Below are 18,481 nucleotides of genomic sequence, written 5' to 3'. Positions count from 1 at the left end.
GTTGCCCGTGCCGCCCGCGCCGGCGTGCCGTTCGGACTGGACGGAGGTCAGGCCAGCTCGACGTTGGCGAGGTCGATGCGGTTCTGGGCGTCCACGACCACGTTCTTGACGGTCTTGGTGTAGGCCGCCGAGGTCATGTAGGTGTAGACCGGGATGTACGGCAGTTCCTTGATCAGGATGTCGTCGGCCTGCTGGTACAGCTTCTGGCCGTCCTCCACCGACTTCGCCTGGTCGGCCTGGTCCAGCAGCGCCTCGAACTGCTCGTTGACGTAGCCGCCGTAGTTGGAGCCGTTCTCGATCGCGACCTTGGAGAAGATCGGCCGCAGGTAGTTCTCCATGGACGGGTAGTCCATCTGCCAGGCCATCCGGAAGGCGCCGGAGTACTGCTTGGCGCCCAGCGCGTCCAGGATCTTGCCGAACTTCTCGAACGGCTTGAAGGTGACCTCGACGCCCAGGTTCTTCTTCAGCTGGTTGCCGACCGCCTCCATCCACTCCTTGTGGCCGCCGTCGGCGTTGTAACCCAGCTCGATGGTGTTGTTCGGGACGCCGCCGACCGAGTCCCAGAGCGCCTTGGCCTTGGCCGGGTCGTACTTCGCCGCGTCGCCCATGGCGCCCTTGCGGTAGCCCGGGATGATCGGGCTGATGAAGTCGTCGGCCGGGACGCGGGTGCCCGAGAAGATGGTCTTGGTGATCGCCTCGCGGTCGATCGCCATCGAGATCGCCTTGCGGACCTCCGGCTTGCCGTACGCGACCGGGTTGGTCGCGATCGGGAAACCGATGAAGCCGACGCCGGACTCCGGCTTGTAGATGTAACGGTCACCGAATTCCTGGGCGACGGTCGCCATCGCCGAGATCGGGAGCTTGTTGGTGATCTGGATGTTGTTGGCCCGGAGGTCGTTGTACGCTGTTTCCAGCTTGTCGTAAATCTTGAACGTGACGGAATCCAGCTTGGCCTTTCCGTCCGCCTCCGGGAAGTTCTCGTAGCGCTTGACCTTGATCTGCTGGTTGTGCTCCCACTTCCCGTCCATCTGGAACGGGCCGTTGCCGATCGGGGACTCCTCGAAGGCCTTCTTGTCCTGGAAGAAGGCCTTCGGCAGCGGGTAGAACGCGGTGTAACCCAGCAGTCCTGGTTGGCGCCCCAGTTCCACGCGTCGACGAAGGACTGCGCGGTGACCTTCTCACCGTTGTGGAAGGTGTAGCCGTCCTTCAGCTTGATCGTCCAGACCTTGCTGTCGGGGGTGTCGATCGACTCCGCGACCCGCAGGCCCGGCTCGTTCGTCTTGCGGTCGTACTCGACCAGGCCGGCGAAGACCTGCGCCAGCACCTGGGCACCCTCGGACTCCGCGGTGTTCTGCGGGATCAGACCGTGCTGCGGCTCACCCGACTCGATGCTGATCGAGCCGCCCTTCTTGCCCGACGCGTTCGCCCCGTCCGAGGCCTTCTTGCCGCTGCCGGTGGTGCACGCGGAGATCGCGAGCGCGGTGCACGCGGCCAGCGCGGTCCAGCGCATCGTCTTGGTGAGCCTCATTCAACTGCTCCTCGTTTTAGGGGCTTGGGAACGAACGGCGCCCCGCCAGTCGGTGTGCCGCGCACGGCGGGGGTCGACATCTCAGGGCCGATCCGCACAGCCGGCGAGGTGACCACTGATACGCGCAGAGCAACTATCGATCACCCGACCCCTTCGGTGGAATCGCCGTCACATCTCTTTTCAATTACAGGCCGGGATCAAGCCATGACAATACTCGGCAAATTCCGCCATATCGCGCGCGGAGTCGTCGGTTCCGCTTTCCGAATAGCGAACCGATAACACCGGTATTCGAATATTTACGAAGCGTAATGATCAATTTCGATGATCACCCGTCGGCATCCGCCGGAATTCCCGCAGGTCGGCGGGTGGACAAAAAGGGAGCGCGCCCTCCAGAAGGAGGACGCGCTCAGTCGACGGGGCAGGGGGCCGCTGTCAACCGCTTTCCGACCGCTCGCTCGGGGCCGTCCCCCCGCGCTCGGCCGCGAAGTGGCAGGCCGACTCGTGCGCGGCGAGCCCGGACAGCGTCGACGGCACCGCCAGCAGCGGCACCTCCGTCGCGCACCGCTCCTGGGCCAGCCAGCAGCGGGTGCGGAAGCGGCAGCCGGACGGCGGGTTGGCCGGCGAGGGCACGTCCCCCGTCAGCACGATCCGGTCCCGGACCTCGCGCGCCGCCGGGTCCGGCACCGGCACCGCGGACAGCCTGGAGCTGCTCCAGCAGGTTGATCACCTGGGCCTGGACCGAGACGTCCAGCGCCGAGACCGGCTCGTCGCAGATGATGATCTCGGGCTTGAGGGCCAGGCCGCGGGCGATGCCGATGCGCTGGCGCTGACCGCCGGAGAACTGGTGCGGGTACCGGTTGATGTACTCCGGGTTCAGACCGACGACGTCCAGCAGGTCCTGGACCGCCTTGCGGCGGTCGCCCTTGGGCGCCACCTCGGGGTGGATCTCGAAGGGCTCCCCGATGATGTCGCCGACCGTCATGCGCGGGTTCAGCGAGGTGTACGGGTCCTGGAACACCATCTGGATGTTCCGGCGGACGGCCTTGAGGCCGGCGCCGGACAGCTTGGAGATACGATACCCAGCGTCTCGCCCTGCATGAGGTCGAAGGAGACCCCGTCGACCGCCTTCACCGCGCCGATCTGCTTCTTGAACAGAATGCCCTTGGTGAGCGGGAAGTGCTTGATCAGATCGCGGACCTCGAGGATCGGCTCGCCGCTCGCCACCTCCTGGGCGAAGGCGGCCTCCGCCGGCGAGTCGAGTGCGCCGGCCCCGTCGTCGAGTGCGCCGGCCCCGTCAACGGTCATGGAGGGTCTCCTTCCAGAAGAAGCAGGCGCTGCCCCGCCCGGCCAGCTCGGTGCCGTCGTCCTCGGTGACCGGGAACAGCTCCGGCACCTCCTGCCGGCAGACCGCCTGGGCCCGCGGACAGCGCGGATTGAAGGCACAGCCCGGCGGGATCCGCAGCAGGTTGGGCGGCAGGCCCTTGATCGCGTACAGCTCCTGGCCCTTCTGGTCCAGGCGCGGGATCGAGTCCAGCAGTCCCCGGGTGTACGGATGCGCCGGGCGCGCGTACAGCTCGTGCACGGGCGCCGTCTCCACGATCCGACCGGCGTACATCACCGCGATCTTGTCCGCGACGTCCGCGACCACGCCCAGGTCGTGGGTGATCAGGATCAGACCCATGTTGAACTCGGCCTGGAGCTCCGCGAGCAGGTCCATCACCTGGGCCTGGACGGTGACGTCCAGGGCGGTGGTGGGCTCGTCCGCGATGATCAGGTCCGGCTCCAGCGCCAGCGCCATCGCGATCATGATGCGCTGGCGCATACCGCCCGAGAACTGGTGCGGATAGTCGTTGACCCGGTCCTTGGCGGCCGGGATGCGCACCCGCTCCATCAGCTCGACGGCCTTCTCCTTGGCCTCCTTGCGCGAACTCTTGTGGTGGGCGCGGAACATCTCGCCGAGCTGGAAGCCCACGGTCAGCACCGGGTTGAGCGAGGACAGCGCGTCCTGGAAGATCATCGCGATCTTCTGCCCGCGGATCCGGCGCCGCCGCTCCTTGTCCATCCCCAGCATGTCCTCGCCGCGGAAGCGGATCTCGCCGCGGGGGATCCGGGCCGGCGGCATGTCCAGGATGCCCATGATCGCCTGCGCGGTCACCGACTTGCCCGAACCGGACTCGCCGAGCACCGCCAGCGTCTCCCCCGCCGCCACCGAGTAGCTCACCCCGTTCACGGCCTTGGCCACGCCGTCCCGGGTGACGAACTCGACGTGCAGGTCGCGGACGTCGAGCAACGGGCCCTCGTACGGTGCCTCCCGGCGGGAGGTGCCGGTGTCGACTGCTGTGGTCACGATGCGTCCCCTCGCTCAGCGAAGCTTCGGGTCGAGGGCGTCGCGCACCGCGTCGCCCAGCATGATGAAGGCCAGGACGGTGATGGAGAGCGCCGCGGCCGGGAAGAAGAGCACGTAGGGCGCCGTCCGGATCACCTTCTGGGCCGAGGAGATGTCGATGCCCCAGGAGATGGTCGGGTCCTGCAGGCCGATGCCGAGGAAGCTCAGCGTCGCCTCGGTGGCGATGTAGCCGCCGAGCGCGATGGTCGCCACCACGATCACCGGGGCGACCGCGTTCGGCAGGATGTGCCGGAACATCAGCCGTCCGGTGCCGGCGCCGAGCGCCCTCCCGGCCATCACGTAGTCGGCCTGTTTGACGGTCAGCACCGCGCCGCGCATGACCCGGGCGATCTGGGTCCAGCCCAGCACACCGAGCGCGACGACCACGGTCCACACCGTGCGGGTGGAGAAGGCGTTCAGCAGGACCAGCGCGCCGAGCAGCAGCGGGATGCCGAAGAAGATGTCGATGATCCGGGAGAGCAGCGCGTCCACCGGGCCGCCGAAGTAGCCGGCCACCATGCCGCACAGCCCGCCGAGCAGGGTGACGATGGCGGTCACGAAGATGCCGACGGTGATCGAGGCCCGGGCGCCGTAGACGACCCGGGCGTAGATCGAGCGGCCCTGGCCGTCGTAGCCGAACCAGCCCGCGCCGAAGAAATCCGTCCAGTCCGGCCGCTTCAGGTAGTCGTTCACCAGGTCGGCCTTGCGCGGGTCGGCGTCGGTGAACGCCCCGGGGAAGATCGCCATCACGATCAGCAGCAGGATCAGCACCGCCGAGATCAGGAAGATCGGGCGCCGCCGGAGGTCCCGCCAGGCGTCGCCCCAGAGGCTGCGGGCCTCTTCCCGCTTCTCCGGGTCCGGCTCGACCAGGGTCTCTTGCTCGACCGCCATGCCCTGCTCACCGGCGTAGTCCAGGTGGTCCACCCCCGGCTTCGGGTGCCGCTCGAAGGAACTCTCGTCGTGGATGTCAGGCATAGCGGATCCTCGGGTCCAGGACCGCGTAGAGCAGGTCGACGACGAGGGAGGCCACCAGGTAGACGATCACCAGCACGGTGACGATGCCGACCACGGTGGGCCCCTCCTTCTGGTTGATCGCCCGGTACAGGACGTTGCCGATGCCCTGCACGTTGAAGATCCCCTCGGTCACGATCGCGCCGCCCATCAGTGCGCCGAGGTCGGTGCCGAGGAAGGTGACCACCGGGATCAGCGAGTTGCGCAGCAGGTGACGGGTGACGATGGTGCGCCGGGGCAGGCCCTTGGCGACCGCCGTGCGCATGTAGTCGGCCCGCAGGTTCTCCCCGATCGAGGTCCGGGTGAGCCGGGCGACGAACGCGAGCGAGAGCGAGCCCAGCACGACGGCGGGGAGGATCAGCTGCGAGAGGTCCTTGGAGTTCTGCACCGTCGGGGTGACCCAGCCCAGATTGGTGGCGAAGACCGTCTGGGCGATGTAGGCCAGCACGAAGACCGGGATGGAGATCACCAGCAGGGTGAGCACCAGCACCAGGGTGTCCTGGATGCTGCCGCGCTTGAGGCCGGAGACCAGGCCGAGCAGCAGACCGAAGACCAGCTCGAAGGCGAAGGCCATCAGGGCCAGCCGGATGGTGACCGGGAAGGCGTCCGCCATGATGTCGCTGACCGGGCGGCCGGTGAAGCTGGTGCCGAAGTCCCCCTGGAAGAGGTTCCCCATGTAGTGCAGGTACTGCTTCCAGATCGGCTGGTCCAGGTAGTACTTGTGCTTGATGCTGGCCACCACGGCGGGGTCCGCGGCCTTGTCCCCGAACAGCGCCGAGACCGGGTCGCCCGGCAGCGTGTAGACCATCAGGAAGATCAGCAGCGTGGTGCCGAAGAACACCGGGATCATCTGCAGCACCCGCCGCAGCACATAACTGCCCATTCGAGCCTCCTTCCTAGGGATGTGATCGAGTGCCCGGGGCCCCGCCCTCCGTGCGGGAAGGGCGGGGCCTGCGCGGGGGAGCTCGTCAGCCCTTGACCTCGACCTGGGTCCAGGCCGGGTTGCCGAAGGAGTCGAACTTCACGTTCTGGACCTTGGTGGAGTAGCCCGAGTTGGTGCGGTAGTACCAGAGCGGGATGGCCGGCATGCCACTGGCCAGCACGGCCTCGGCCTGCTGGTAGCCGGTCACCGAGTCGGCCACGCTGGCGGCCTGGTCGGCCTGGGTGGAGAGCTGGTCGAACTGCGGGTTGCTGTAGCCGAAGTCGTTGGACGCGGCGCCGGTGCGGTAGACGTCGGCCAGGAAGTTGGCGTTCAGCGGGTAGTCCTGGACCCAGCCGGTGCGGAAGGCGCCGTTGATCTGGTGCCCGGTGATCGCCGCGCGGGCGGTCTTGAAGTCGGGCCTGGGGTCGCCCACGCAGTCCACGCCGGTGCTCTGCCGGATCGAGTTGCAGACCGCGTCGACCCACTCCTTGTGGCCGCCGTCGGCGTTGTAGGTGATGGTCAGCCGGTTGCCGGGGACGCCGCCGCCCTCGGTGACCAGCTGCTTGGCCTGGGCCGCGTTGAACGTGCAGAACTGGCCGCACTGGCCGTCCTTGTAGCCCTCGACGCCCTCGGCCACCCAGGCGGTGGCCGGCTTGCGCGAGCCCTGGAGCACCGTCTTGGTGATGGTGTCGCGGTCGATCGCCATCGACAGGCCCTGACGGACCTTCGCCTTGTCCGGGGCGGCCCAGTCCGCCTGGTAGAGCGTGAAGCCGATGTTCTGGATGGCACCCTGGGGCGAGTCGATGGCCCGGTCGCCCAGGTCGGTCTTGTAGGTGGCCAGGGCGGAGGGCGGCACCTGGTCCATCACGTCCAGGTTGTTGGACTGGAGGTCGGCGTAGGCTGCCTCGGCGGTGCTGTACATCTTGAAGACGACGCCGCCGTTCTTCGGCTTGTCGACGCCCTGGTAGTTCGCGTAGGCCTTGGTGGTCAGCTGCTGGTTGTGGTCCCAGCTGACGAACTGGTAGGGGCCGTTGCCGACCGGCTTCTGCCCGTACCCGGCCGGGTCGTTGAAGAAGGCGTCCGGCAGCGGGGAGAAGGCGATGTAGCCGAGCTTGTACTCGAAGTACGAGACCTTGCCGCTCAGCTTGACGGTGAAGTGCAGGTCGTCGACGACGGTGAGCCCGGACATCTTGTTGGTGGCCGGCTGGCCGCTCGCCGGGTGGACGTCCTGGTAGCCCTCGATGTCGGAGAACCAGGAGCTGTTGATCTGGTTGTTGGCGGTGGTCGCGGCCCAGTTCCAGGCGTCCACGAAGTTCTTGGCGTGCACCGGGGTGCCGTCGTGGAACGTCCAGCCGTCCTTCAGCGTGATGTTGAAGGTCTGCGAGTCACTGGTGTCGATCTTGTCCGCGACCTGCATCCGGATCTTCGCGTTCGAGGGGTCGTAGTCGACCAGCCCCTTGAAGAGGTTCTGGATGATGCGCCCGCCGCCGGTCTCGTTGGCGTTGGCCGGCTGCAGCGGATTCTGCGGCTCGCTGCTCTGGTAACTGAAGGTCTTGGCGCTGTCCGACGAACCGCTGCTGCCGCCCCCGCCACTGCTGCTGCAGCCGCTGGCCACCAGGGCCACGGACGTCGCTGCGGCGAGGACCCATCGAGCACGGGTGGCCACGGGCATGGAGGTCCCTCCTCAAGGTGTGTGACGCATCACACCCCATGAGAAGCGCGGCACCGTGGCGGCGCGAGTCGGGTACCCCCGGACGGGTGCACGACCGCCGCGCCCGGTTGACGCCCCGTCCGGCCCGGGCCGGGAAACGCCGGAGGGGCCCGTGCCGCGAACGGCTACGGGCCCCTCCGGGCGGGGTCGGACGCGGGCTCAGGCCGCGGCCGGCTCCCGGACGGCGGCGAAGTGGCACGCCGACTCGTGCTTGGCCGCACCGCTCAGCACCTCGGGCACCGCCAGCAGCGGGACCTCGGTCGAGCAGCGCTCCTCCGCCTTCCAGCAGCGGGTGCGGAAGCGGCAGCCGGACGGCGGGTTGGCCGGCGACGGGATGTCACCGGTCAGGATGATCCGGTCGCGGGACTCACGGGCCGCCGGGTCCGGCACCGGCACCGCGGACAGCAGCGCCTGGGTGTACGGGTGGGTGGCGTTCTCGTAGATCTCCTCGTCCGTGCCGATCTCGACCATCTTGCCGAGGTACATCACGCCGACGCGGTCGGAGATGTGCCGGACGATGGAGAGGTCGTGGGCGATGGACCGTCATGCGCGGGTTCAGCGAGGTGTACGGGTCCTGGAACACCATCTGGATGTTCCGGCGGACGGCCTTGAGGCCGGCGCCGGACAGCTTGGAGATGTCCTCGCCCTTGAACAGGACCTGGCCGGAGGTGGCCCGCTCCAGGTTCATCAGCACCTTGGCCAGCGTGGACTTGCCGCAGCCGGACTCGCCGACGATACCGAGCGTCTCGCCCTTCGCCAGCTCGAAGGAGACACCGTCGACGGCCTTGACGGCGCCGACCTGCTTCTTGAACAGGATGCCCTGGGTCAGCGGGTAGTGCTTGACCAGGTCCTTGACCTCCAGGATGGGCTCAGCCATGGAGGGTCTCCTTCCAGAGGTGGCACGCGCTGCGGCGGCCCGTGAGCTCCTTGCCGTCCTTGTCGCTCACCTGGTGCAGCTTGGGGATCTCCGTGCGGCACAGGTCGGTGGCGACGTCACAGCGGGGGTTGAACGCGCAGCCGGCCGGGACCTTGAGCAGGTTCGGGGGCAGGCCCTTGATCGCGTACAGCTCCTGGCCCTTCTGGTCCAGGCGCGGGATCGAGCGGAGCAGGCCCTTGGTGTACGGGTGCGCCGGGTTGGCGTACAGCTCGTGCACCGGGGCGGTCTCCACGATCCGGCCGGCGTACATCACGGCGATCTTGTCCGCGACGTCGGCGACCACGCCGAGGTCGTGGGTGATCAGGATCAGACCCATGTTGTACTCGGCCTGCAGCTCCGCGAGGAGGTCCATCACCTGGGCCTGGACGGTGACGTCCAGGGCGGTGGTGGGCTCGTCCGCGATGATCAGGTCCGGCTCCATGGAGAGCGCCATGGCGATCATGATGCGCTGGCGCATACCGCCCGAGAACTGGTGCGGGTAGTCACCCACACGCTGCCTGGCGGCGGGGATGCGCACCCGCTCCATCAGCTCGATGGCCTTCTCCCGCGCCTCCTTCTTGGAGGAGCCGCGGTGCACCCGGAACATCTCGCCGAGCTGGGCGCCGACGGTCATCACCGGGTTCAGCGAGGACAGCGCGTCCTGGAAGATCATCGCGATCTTCTGGCCGCGGATCTGCCGGCGGTCCTCCTCGCTCATCGCGAGCATGTCCTGCCCGCGGAAGAGGATCTGGCCCTGGCTGATCTTGCCCGGCGGCATGTCGAGGATGCCCATGATGGTCTGGGCGGTCACCGACTTGCCGGAGCCCGACTCGCCGAGCACGGCCAGCGTCTCACCGGCGGCGACGGAGTAGTTGACTCCGTTCACGGCCTTGGCGACGCCGTCCCGAGTGTGGAACTCCACGTGGAGGTCCTTGACCTCCAGCAGCGGGGTGCCAACCTCCAGGCGGCCGTTCTTCTGGTTCTTCTCGATCACGGTGGTCATCGGGTCGTCACCTCTTCTCTCAGCGGAGCTTCGGGTCGAGGGCGTCGCGGACCGCGTCGCCGAGCATGATGAAGGCCAGTACGGTGACGCTCAGTACGGCCGACGGGAAGAGCAGGACGTGCGGCGCGTCGAGGAAGCGGACCGACGCGTCACTGATCATCAGGCCCCAGGAGATCTCCGGGGGTTGGACGCCGATGCCCAGGTAGGACAGGGCGGCCTCGGCGCCGATGTAGACACCCAGCGAGATCGCGGACACGACGATCACCGGCGCGATGGCGTTCGGCAGGATGTGCCGGAAGGTGATCCGGCCGGCGCCGGCGCCGAGGGCGCGGGCGGCCATCACGTAGTCGTTGTTCTTGTTGGCCAGCACCGAGGCGCGCATGATGCGGAAGATCTGCGGCCAGCCGAGCACGGTCATGACGACCGAGACGGTCCAGGCGTTGCCCTTGCCGAGCATCGACATGATCAGCATGCCGCCGAGCAGCAGCGGGATCGAGAAGAAGATCTCGGTGAAGCGGGACAGGATCGAGTCGACGATCCCGCCCTTCCAGCCGGCCAGCAGGCCGAGGAGGGCACCGACCAGGGTGACCATCGAGGTCGTCAGGACACCGACGATGATCGAGTTGCGGGCACCCCACACCGTGCGGGTGTAGATGTCGCAGCCCTGGACGTCGAAGCCGAACCAGTGCTCGGCGCTCGGGCGCTTCAGCGAGTCGGCCAGGTCGCACGCGTTGTTGTCGAACGGGCTCCCGTCCGTGAACCAGCCCGGCACGACGGCCAGGATGATCAGGAACGACACCAGCGCGGCACCGATGATGAAGATCGGGTTGCGGCGCAGGTCGCGCAGAGCGTCCGACCAGAGGCTGGCGACGCGCTCCGGCTTCTGCTTCTTCTCCGTCGAGACCTTGGGGGTGTTGTCCCCGGAGGGGGCCTCGGCACCCTTGGTGATCGTGTCACTCATAGCGGATCCTCGGGTCGAGCACGGCGTACAGCATGTCCACGAGCAGGGTGGTGATCAGGTAGATCATCACCAGCAGCGTGACGACGCCGACGATGATGGTGCCCTGCTTCTGGTACACGGCCTGGGCGAGCAGACCGCCGATGCCGTGAATGTTGAAGATCTTCTCGGTGATGACCGCGCCGCCCATCAGACCGCCGAGGTCGGCACCGAGGAAGGTGACGATCGGGATCAGGGCGTTGCGCAGGGCGTGCCGACCGATGACCCGGCGCTTCTTCAGACCCTTGGCGACCGCGGTGCGGACGTAGTCCGCGCGCATGGTCTCCATCAGGCTGGTGCGGGTCAGTCGGGCGACGTACGCGAGTGAGGTCGAGGCCAGCACGAAGGCCGGCAGCAGGTAGCCCCGCAGCCCGTCTTCCTCATTGAACGAGACGGAGAAGATCTCGATGCCGTAGTCGTTCTTCAACTTGACGCCGAGGACGAGCTGGAGCACGAAGCCGGTGACGAAGACCGGGATCGAGATCACGAACAGCGTGCTGATGAGGACCAGCTGGTCCAGGAACTTGCCCTTGCGCAGGGCCGCCATGACGCCCGCCAGCACACCGATGATCGCCTCGATGACAAAAGCCACGATGGCGAGGTTGACGGTGAACGGGAACGCCTCGCTGATCATGTCGCTCACCTGGCGACCGGTCAGGCTCTCACCCAGGTTCCCCTGGAAGACGCCCGTGATGTAGTTCCAGTACTGGAGCAGGAACGGGTCGTTCAGGTGGTACTTCTGGCGGATCATCTCCGCCACGATCGGGTCGGCCTTCTTCTCGCCGGCCAACGCCTGTACCGGGTCACCAGGCAGGCTGAAGCACAGCCAGTAGATCAGGAACGTCGCACCGATCAGAACAGGGATCGCCTGTATCAGTCGGCGGATCACATAGCGGCCCATCAGACCTCCACACTTTCGGACAAGGAAGGGAGGCGGGAGGACCCGGACTGTAGTCCGGTCCGCCCGCCCCCGTTCGTCTGATTAACCGGATCAGCCGGCGAGCTCGACCTCGTCCAGGTTCATACGACCCTGGGCGTCGGTGTCGAAGTTCTTGATCTTCTTGCTGTACGCCGCGGACGACATGTAGGTGTAGACCGGGATGTACGGCAGGTCCTCGATGAGGACGTCATCGGCCTGCTGGTACAGCTTCAGGCCCTCCTCCGGGCTCTTCGCCTGGTCGGCCTGGTCCAGCAGCGCCTCGAACTTCTCGTTGACGTAGCCGCCGTAGTTCGAGCCGTTCTCGATCGCGACCTTCGAGAAGATCGGACGCTCGTAGTTCTCGATCGACGGGTAGTCCATCGACCACGCCATGCGGAAGGCACCGGAGTACTGCTTGGCGCCCAGCGCGTCCAGGATCTTGCCGAACTTCTCGAACGGCTTGGTGGTGACCTCGACGCCCAGGTTCTTCTTCAGCTGGTTGGCGACGGCCTCGATCCACTCCTTGTGGCCACCATCGGCGTTGTAACCCAGCTCGATGGTGTTGTTCGGGACGCCACCGACGGAGTCCCAGAGCGCCTTGGCCTTGGTCGGGTCGTACTTCGCCGCGTCGCCCATGGCGCCCTTGCGGTAGCCCGGGATCAGCGGGTTGACGAAGTCGTCGGCCGGGACGCGGGTGCCCGAGAAGATCGTCTTGGTGATCGCCTCGCGGTCGATCGCCATCGAGATCGCCTTGCGGACCTCCGGCTTGCCGTAGGTCGCCGGGTTGGTGGCGATCGGGAAGCCGATGTAGCCGACGCCGGACTCCGGCTTGTAGATGTAGCGGTCGCCGAACTCGCCCTTGACCGTGCCCATGGCCGAGATCGGGAGCTTGTCGGTCGCCTGGATGTTGTCGGCGCGCAGGTCGTTGTACGCCGTCTCCAGCTTGTCGTAGATCTTGAAGGTGACGCCCTGCAGCTTCGCCTTGCCGTCAGAGGCCGGGAAGTTGTCGTAGCGCTTGACCTTGATCTGCTGGTTGTGCTCCCACTTGCCGTCCATCTGGAACGGGCCGTTGCCGATGGGGGCCTCTTCGAAGGTCTTCTTGTCCTGGAAGAAGGCCTTCGGCAGCGGGTAGAACGCGTTGGTCCTGGTTGGCGCCCCAGTTCCACGCGTCGACGAAGGACTGCGCGGTGACCTTCTCACCGTTGTGGAAGGTGTAGCCGTCCTTCAGCTTGATCGTCCACAGCTTGCTGTCGGGAGACTCGATCGACTCGGCGACGCGGAGCTTCGGCTCGTTGGTCTTGGTGTCGTACTCGATCAGGCCGGCGAACAGTGCGCCGAGCACCTCGGCACCCTCGGACTCCGCGGTGTTCTGCGGGATCAGACCGTGCTGCGGCTCACCGAGCTGGACGGCGATGGTGCCGCCGCCGGAGGCAGCCTTGTCGGTGCTCTTCGAGCTGGTGCTGCAGGCGGTCGCCGCGAGAGCGATCGCGGTCGCTGCCACGAGCCACTTGGTCTGGGTTGCACCACGCATGGGGGGATGCCTCCTGAATTCGACTTTCCAACGAGGAGAGCACCGCGGCCGGTTGTCACCGCTCCGCTGTGCCGTCCGCGCTCGTGGTTTCGGCGCGCACCCCTGCGCGTTAACCCTTGACCCGAGCCTGACTGCACCCACTATGTGTCACCCATGGACACGAAAGTGACCACTGCCGATCTCAATTAGGTCACATGAACGGTCGGTAAGTTTCGAAAATCGGACATAAGAGACATACTCAGACAGGCATCAAACGGACAGTCGTCATGAATGACGGACTGTCACGTTCGCTCAGCGGACACCTTGACGTGGTAAGCGCTATTCGGTTTATACCTGCGCCGGCACCGTCGAGTTGTTGAAAAAGTTCGCCCCCCTCTCCATCGGAAAGGGGGGCGACGGTTTCCGGCCGAAGCACGGCCGGAGAAGCTCAGAAGGCCGGAATCAGGCCTTCTTGGCGCGCGAAGCGGTACGCCCGCGCTCCTTCTGGTCCAGGACGACCTTACGGATACGCACGGTCTCCGGGGTCACCTCGATGCACTCGTCCTCGCGGCAGAACTCCAGCGACTGCTCCAGCGAGAGCTTGCGCGGCGGCACCAGGTTCTCGGTGGTGTCGGAGGAAGCGGCACGCATGTTGGTGAGCTTCTTCTCCTTGGTGATGTTGATGTCCATGTCGTCCTGACGCGAGTTCTCGCCGACGATCATGCCCTCGTACACCTCGGTGGTGGGCTCGACGAAGAGCGTGCCGCGCTCCTGGATGCCCATCATCGCGAACGGCGTCACGACGCCCGCGCGGTCCGCCACCAGCGAACCGTTGTTGCGCATCCGCAGCTCGCCGAACCACGGCTCGTGGCCCTCGAAGATGCTGTGCGCGATGCCGGTGCCGCGGGTGTCGGTCAGGAACTGGGTCCGGAAGCCGATCAGGCCGCGCGACGGGACGATGAACTCCATGCGGACCCAGCCGGAGCCGTGGTTCGTCATGGTCTCCATACGGCCCTTGCGGGTCGCCATCAGCTGGGTGATGGCGCCGAGGTACTCCTCGGGGCTGTCGATGGTCATCCGCTCGACCGGCTCGTGGGTCTTGCCGTTGATGACCTTGGTGACGACCTGCGGCTTGCCGACGGTCAGCTCGAAGAGCTCCCGGCGCATGGTCTCGACCAGGATGGCCAGCGCCAGCTCGCCACGGCCCTGGACCTCCCAGGCGTCCGGACGCTCGGTCGGCAGCACGCGGAGCGAGACGTTACCGATCAGCTCGCGGTCCAGGCGGTCCTTCACCATGCGGGCGGTGACCTTGTGGCCCTTGCCGCCCTTGCCGACCAGCGGCGAGGTGTTGGTGCCGATGACCATCGAGATGGCCGGCTCGTCCACCGTGATGAGCGGCAGCGCGACCGGGTTCTCCAGGTCGGCCAGGGTCTCGCCGATCATGATCTCCGGGATGCCCGCGACGGCACAGATGTCGCCGGGGCCGGCCACCTCGGCCGGCTTGCGGGTGAGCGCCTCGGTCATCAGCAGCTCGGTGATCTTGACCTGCTGGACCGAGCCGTCCCGCTTCATCCACGCGACCTGCTGGCCCTTGCGCAGCTCGCCCTGCTCGACGCGGCAGAGCGCGATGCGGCCGAGGAAGTTGTCGGCGTCCAGGTTGGTGACGTGCGCCTGGAGCGGGGCGTCCTCGTCGTAGATCGGGGCCGGCACGTGCTGCAGGATGGTCGAGAAGAACGGCTCCAGCGAGTCGCTGTCGGCCGGCACGGTGCCGTTCTCCGGCTTGGTCATCGAGGCGACGCCGTCACGCGCACAGGCGTAGACGATCGGGAACTCGATCTGGTCCTCGGTGGCGTCGAGGTCCAGGAAGAGGTCGTAGGTCTCGTTGATGACCTCGTCGATCCGGGAGTCCGGGCGGTCGGTCTTGTTGATGCAGAGGATGACCGGCAGCTTGGCCGTCAGCGCCTTGCGGAGCACGAAGCGGGTCTGCGGCAGCGGGCCCTCGGAGGCGTCGACGAGCAGCACGACCGCGTCGACCATCGACAGGCCGCGCTCGACCTCACCACCGAAGTCGGCGTGGCCGGGGGTGTCGATGATGTTGATCGTGATCGGCGCGCCACCCTCCTTGGGGTGGTACTTGACGGCGGTGTTCTTCGCGAGAATGGTGATGCCCTTCTCGCGCTCCAGATCGTTGGAGTCCATCATCCGGTCATCGAGGTGCTGGTGGGCGGCGAAGGCGCCGGCCTGCTTCAGCATGGCGTCGACCAGAGTGGTCTTGCCGTGGTCGACGTGAGCGACGATGGCAACGTTGCGGATGTCATTGCGCGTGGGCATGCTGAGCGGATTCTCCCGGAATCGTGGGTTACGGCGCCCGGCTGCGTGACGCCGACCGGCGATCCCTGTTGATCGCCGCCGCCCGTTCCGCCTGCTACTACCGGTCCACCCGCCGGGCAGGACATGCCACGGCTTCCTCCTATCGTACGGGGAACCGCCCAGCTCGGCCGAAACGGGAGTCGTCCGGGGGAGCAAGATCACAGCTGGATCACTTCCCCTTCACCCCGCGTTCGGACTCGGACAGGCTTCAGCCGTGATCAACCGTCTTCGATTCGCCCTCCCCTGGATCTTCCTCCTCGCCGGCACCACCACCCTGATCGCGATGGTCGACCGCGGCCTCCCGCCGTGGACCGCTCTGGGATTCCTGCTCGGCACCCTGCTGGGCCAGGAGCCGCTCTCCGACCTCTGGTGCCTGCTCACCCACCGGCTCTGTGGAGCGCGGCTGCTCTTCGTCTCCTACGGGCGCGGGCGGAGGCTGTGGCAGGGGACGGTCGCCGGGGTCCCGGTCTGCCTGGGGCTGCGGCCCACGACGGGCCTGCGGATCTCCTGGGGCCTGACGCCCGTCCGGGCCCCTCGGATCCGGCTGTGGGTCTGCTCGGTCGCCTGGCTCGCCGGGCACTGCGGGCTGGGGGTCTGGCTGGCGGTCTCCGGCACCGGGGCCGCCCGGGGTGTCGGGCTCGGCCTGCTCTCCACCCTCGTCCTCCTGCTGCTGCTCCAGGGGGCGTCGCCGGTCAACTCCGCGTGGGCCGTCCTCGTGCTTCCGTTCCGCCCCCGCGCGCTGGAGCCCCACCTCTGGTCACCGCGTGGCATCACGGCCGAACGACTGCTCTACCGGGGCCTGGTCCCGCAGGCGCGCGCCGCGCTGGGCCGACTCTCCACGGGCGAGGAGTACCTCACCGCTGCCGGGGTCGCGCTCGCCGAGGGCCGCCACGACGACGCCGACCGGCTCGTCGCGAAGGCATCGGCACACGGCTGCTCCGCCCTCCAGGCGCACGTCGTCAGCGCGATGCTGACCGTCTGCCGCAGCGACAGCGGAGAACTGCCCCGGTCCAGGGCTGGGGCACTGCTGGCACCGGCCCTGGACGTCTTCGGTGACGACGACCGGGCCAAGCTCCGGTCCCTGGTGCCGGCTGCCGACCTCGCCCGCTTCAACGGCGATCCGGAGACGGCCGTCCGTGCGGCCCGCCGCCTCGCGGTCGACGCCTCCCTCTCCCCGTTCTGGCGGGCCCAGGCAGGCTGTTCACTGGCTGCGGCCCTGATCGCGGCGGGGAGGCCCGAACAGGCCGGGAGAGCTCTCGACCGGGCCCGCCGGGAGTGTCCCGGCCTCACCCGGATCACTGCCCTGGAGCACGCGCTCGAACGACCCGTCGAGGTCCGCCGGCCGGCCGAGGCCCCTTAGCCCGCCGACCAGCCGATGTCCCGCAGCTGCGGGTGGGTGAAGCCCCAGACTCCGGCGCCGGTGAGGCCCTCGCGGACGGCCACCAGTTCGGGGCGCTGGAACAGCGGCACCGAGTGGCCGAGCTGCCAGATCCGCACATCGGTCTCCTGGAGCAGGGCCCGGCGGGCGGCCGGGTCGGGCTCGGCGGCGGCGCGGTCGAAGAGGCGGTCGATCTCCTCCGTGCCGGCCCTGGCGTAGTTGCTGCCGGGCACCGGGGTGCCGTCCGGGCCGGGCCGGGGCTTGGCGTAGACGGGCCGCTGCTCGCCGGCCGGGCCGGGGCCGGCCGGCCAGGAGAACAGGGCGAGATCGAAGTCCCCGGTGGCCAGGTGGTCGCGGACGAAGGCGTCCGGCGGGGCCTCGGCCACCCGGACGGCCGCCCCGGCCGTGCCGAGGTCGGCCGCCACCGCGTCGGCCGCCCGCCGGAGGGTCGCCGAGCCGGCCGGGACCAGCAGGCTCAGGGTCAGCGGACGGCCGTCCCTGGCCCGGGTGCCGCCGTCGGCGGGCCGCCGCCAGCCCGCCGCGTCCAGCATCCGCCCGGGGTCGGCGGTGCCCAGCGCGTCGGCGTTGTCCCGGTAGCCGGCCTGGTCACCGGTCAGCAGGTGGTGGCCGAGGGGTGCGGCGGGCAGGCCGAGCGGGGTGAGCGCGGCCTCGGCTGCGTGCCGCCGGTCGACGGCGCGGGCCAGGGCGCGGCGCAGCGCCGGGTCGGTGAGCGGTTCGCGGGCGGCGTTGAGGGTCAGCTGGGTGAGGCCGGTCCCGGCGGCCCGGTGCAGGGCGGTGCCGGGCAGGGCCGCGGCGCGGCGGACCGCCTCGGCGGCGTCTCCGTCGGCGTGGTCGACGGCGGTGGTCAGCGGGGCGAGGTCCAGCCTGCCCTCGGCCAGCTCGGCGCCGCGCCGTTCGGCGGGGGTGGCCAGGAAGTCGATCCGGTCGGCCTTGGCCGGCTCGCCCCACCAGTGCGGGTTGCGGACCAGGGTGGCCCGGCCGGCGGCCGGGTCGTAGCCGGACACCAGGAAGGGGCCGGCCGTCGGGTGGGCGGTGCCGCCCGGCAGCGGGCGGCCGAAGGCGGCGGCGGTGGCGGTCTCGGCGGCGGGGTAGAGCGGGCCGAACAGGGCGCGCCACTCGCCGTAGGGCTGCCGGAAGGTGACCTTGACCTCGTGCGGGTCGGCGCCCTGGACGATCGAGTCGATGGCCTCGTACCCGGCGGGCCGGACGGCGCGGTAGGCGGGGTCCAGGCCGGAGAGCGCGGCCCGCTGGGCGACGAAGTCGGCGGCGGAGATCGGGGTGCCGTCGCTCCAGACGGCGCGCGGGGCGAGGTGGTAGGTGACCACCTGGGGCAGCTGTCCGGGCGGGGTGGCCTCGGCGGCGGTCAGGTAGTCCTCGTCGGGGGTCCACTCGCCGTGCGCGTCCGGCCGGAACAGCGCCGGGTAGAGGGCGTGCGCCAGCAGCGCGGAGTCGGCGGTGGCGGCGGGCTGGTAGACGTTCAGGGTGGCCGGTACGGCGTCGACGGCCCAGCGCAGGGCGCCGCCGTCGCGGACGGCGGCCCGGTCGGCCGGGCGGACGTCGCCGGTGACGGCGGCGGGCGCGGGCGGCGCGGGGTCGGGGGTCCGGGCGGTGCGGGCCGGACCGGGGCCGCCGAGGCAGCCGGAGGTGGCACCGAGGGCGAGCAGCAGCGCGGCGGCTGCGACGGGGAGGCGGGCGCGCATGGCGGCCATGGAACGCCGCCGCCCGGCCCCCGGCGGCGGCGACACGGCGGCCGACCGGGTGCGGCACCCGATCGGCGGTACGGCCGACCGGGGCTGCCGGGACCTGCCC

11 protein-coding genes and 4 pseudogenes are annotated in these 18,481 nt (G+C 68.6%); 1 reads left to right on the top strand and 14 read right to left on the bottom strand.

From position 1 onward, the window contains the following. Nucleotides 1–47 precede the first annotated feature (47 nt). From IF01_RS42645 to typA, 13 genes and pseudogenes are all read right to left on the bottom strand, one after another. Nucleotides 48–1,148 (bottom strand): peptide ABC transporter substrate-binding protein, encoded by a 1,101-nt coding sequence (locus IF01_RS42645; RefSeq protein WP_279617281.1) that lies wholly within the window; start codon nucleotides 1,146–1,148, stop codon nucleotides 48–50. Between the two features lie 38 nt (nucleotides 1,149–1,186). Continuing rightward, nucleotides 1,187–1,510 (bottom strand): annotated as a pseudogene (locus IF01_RS51185) (ABC transporter substrate-binding protein); the annotation flags it as partial. Between the two features lie 450 nt (nucleotides 1,511–1,960). Beyond that, nucleotides 1,961–2,833: pseudogene (locus IF01_RS42640) on the bottom strand (oligopeptide/dipeptide ABC transporter ATP-binding protein). Beyond that, nucleotides 2,823–3,875 carry an ABC transporter ATP-binding protein gene (locus tag IF01_RS0132160; protein ID WP_030397127.1) on the bottom strand — a complete coding sequence of 351 codons (1,053 nt, stop codon included), beginning with the start codon at nucleotides 3,873–3,875 and terminating at the stop codon, nucleotides 2,823–2,825. The pseudogene IF01_RS42640 and the gene IF01_RS0132160 overlap by 11 nt, the downstream one beginning before the upstream one ends. Before the next feature lie 15 nt (nucleotides 3,876–3,890). Next, nucleotides 3,891–4,805: an ABC transporter permease gene (locus IF01_RS0132155; RefSeq protein WP_030397126.1), complete on the bottom strand. Its 915-nt coding sequence runs from the start codon at nucleotides 4,803–4,805 to the stop codon at nucleotides 3,891–3,893. A 76-nt stretch (nucleotides 4,806–4,881) separates the two neighbouring features. Next, nucleotides 4,882–5,808 carry an ABC transporter permease gene (locus IF01_RS0132150; protein ID WP_030397125.1) on the bottom strand — a complete coding sequence of 309 codons (927 nt, stop codon included), beginning with the start codon at nucleotides 5,806–5,808 and terminating at the stop codon, nucleotides 4,882–4,884. Between the two features lie 85 nt (nucleotides 5,809–5,893). Beyond that, nucleotides 5,894–7,519, bottom strand: coding sequence for a peptide ABC transporter substrate-binding protein (locus IF01_RS0132145; RefSeq protein ID WP_030397124.1), 1,626 nt, complete (start codon nucleotides 7,517–7,519; stop codon nucleotides 5,894–5,896). Between the two features lie 198 nt (nucleotides 7,520–7,717). Beyond that, nucleotides 7,718–8,438: pseudogene (locus IF01_RS42635) on the bottom strand (oligopeptide/dipeptide ABC transporter ATP-binding protein); the annotation flags it as partial. After that, nucleotides 8,428–9,477: an ABC transporter ATP-binding protein gene (locus IF01_RS0132135; protein WP_030397123.1), complete on the bottom strand. Its 1,050-nt coding sequence runs from the start codon at nucleotides 9,475–9,477 to the stop codon at nucleotides 8,428–8,430. The pseudogene IF01_RS42635 and the gene IF01_RS0132135, both read right to left, overlap by 11 nt. Before the next feature lie 19 nt (nucleotides 9,478–9,496). Beyond that, nucleotides 9,497–10,438: an ABC transporter permease gene (locus tag IF01_RS0132130; protein WP_030397122.1), complete on the bottom strand. Its 942-nt coding sequence runs from the start codon at nucleotides 10,436–10,438 to the stop codon at nucleotides 9,497–9,499. Then, complete coding sequence (locus IF01_RS0132125; RefSeq protein ID WP_030397121.1) at nucleotides 10,431–11,375, bottom strand: ABC transporter permease; 945 nt, start codon at nucleotides 11,373–11,375, stop codon at nucleotides 10,431–10,433. Before IF01_RS0132125 ends, IF01_RS0132130 begins: the two co-directional genes overlap by 8 nt. A 90-nt stretch (nucleotides 11,376–11,465) precedes the next feature. Beyond that, nucleotides 11,466–12,924: pseudogene (locus IF01_RS42630) on the bottom strand (peptide ABC transporter substrate-binding protein). Between the two features lie 441 nt (nucleotides 12,925–13,365). After that, complete coding sequence (gene typA / locus IF01_RS0132115; protein WP_030397120.1) at nucleotides 13,366–15,234, bottom strand: translational GTPase TypA; 1,869 nt, start codon at nucleotides 15,232–15,234, stop codon at nucleotides 13,366–13,368. Between the two features lie 253 nt (nucleotides 15,235–15,487). Here typA and IF01_RS0132110 point away from each other — a divergent pair, with 253 nt between their 5' ends. Continuing rightward, nucleotides 15,488–16,633: a tetratricopeptide repeat protein gene (locus IF01_RS0132110; protein WP_030397119.1), complete on the top strand. Its 1,146-nt coding sequence runs from the start codon at nucleotides 15,488–15,490 to the stop codon at nucleotides 16,631–16,633. Here the strand turns inward: IF01_RS0132110 and IF01_RS0132105 are convergent. Continuing rightward, on the bottom strand, nucleotides 16,630–18,372 hold the full coding sequence (locus IF01_RS0132105; RefSeq protein ID WP_157855405.1) for an ABC transporter family substrate-binding protein: 1,743 nt from the start codon (nucleotides 18,370–18,372) through the stop codon (nucleotides 16,630–16,632). The genes IF01_RS0132110 and IF01_RS0132105 overlap by 4 nt on opposite strands. Nucleotides 18,373–18,481: the final 109 nt, after the last annotated feature.

It is taken from the genome of Kitasatospora purpeofusca (assembly GCF_000718025.1).
Lineage (GTDB): Bacteria > Actinomycetota > Actinomycetes > Streptomycetales > Streptomycetaceae > Kitasatospora > Kitasatospora purpeofusca.
Note: the sequence above shows the minus strand (reverse complement) of the source record. Positions and strands in the feature narration are given on the sequence as shown.

Bases quoted from the DNA above. Each gene is read 5' to 3' on its own strand.
- IF01_RS0132155 (WP_030397126.1), bottom strand. From the start codon at position 4,805: ATGGCGGTCGAGCAAGAGACCCTGGTCGAGCCGGACCCGGAGAAGCGG.
- IF01_RS0132150 (WP_030397125.1), bottom strand. From the start codon at position 5,808: ATGGGCAGTTATGTGCTGCGGCGGGTGCTGCAGATGATCCCGGTGTTC.
- IF01_RS0132145 (WP_030397124.1), bottom strand. From the start codon at position 7,519: ATGCCCGTGGCCACCCGTGCTCGATGGGTCCTCGCCGCAGCGACGTCC.
- IF01_RS0132135 (WP_030397123.1), bottom strand. From the start codon at position 9,477: ATGACCACCGTGATCGAGAAGAACCAGAAGAACGGCCGCCTGGAGGTT.
- IF01_RS0132130 (WP_030397122.1), bottom strand. From the start codon at position 10,438: ATGAGTGACACGATCACCAAGGGTGCCGAGGCCCCCTCCGGGGACAAC.
- IF01_RS0132125 (WP_030397121.1), bottom strand. From the start codon at position 11,375: ATGGGCCGCTATGTGATCCGCCGACTGATACAGGCGATCCCTGTTCTG.
- typA (WP_030397120.1), bottom strand. From the start codon at position 15,234: ATGCCCACGCGCAATGACATCCGCAACGTTGCCATCGTCGCTCACGTC.
- IF01_RS0132105 (WP_157855405.1), bottom strand. From the start codon at position 18,372: ATGCGCGCCCGCCTCCCCGTCGCAGCCGCCGCGCTGCTGCTCGCCCTC.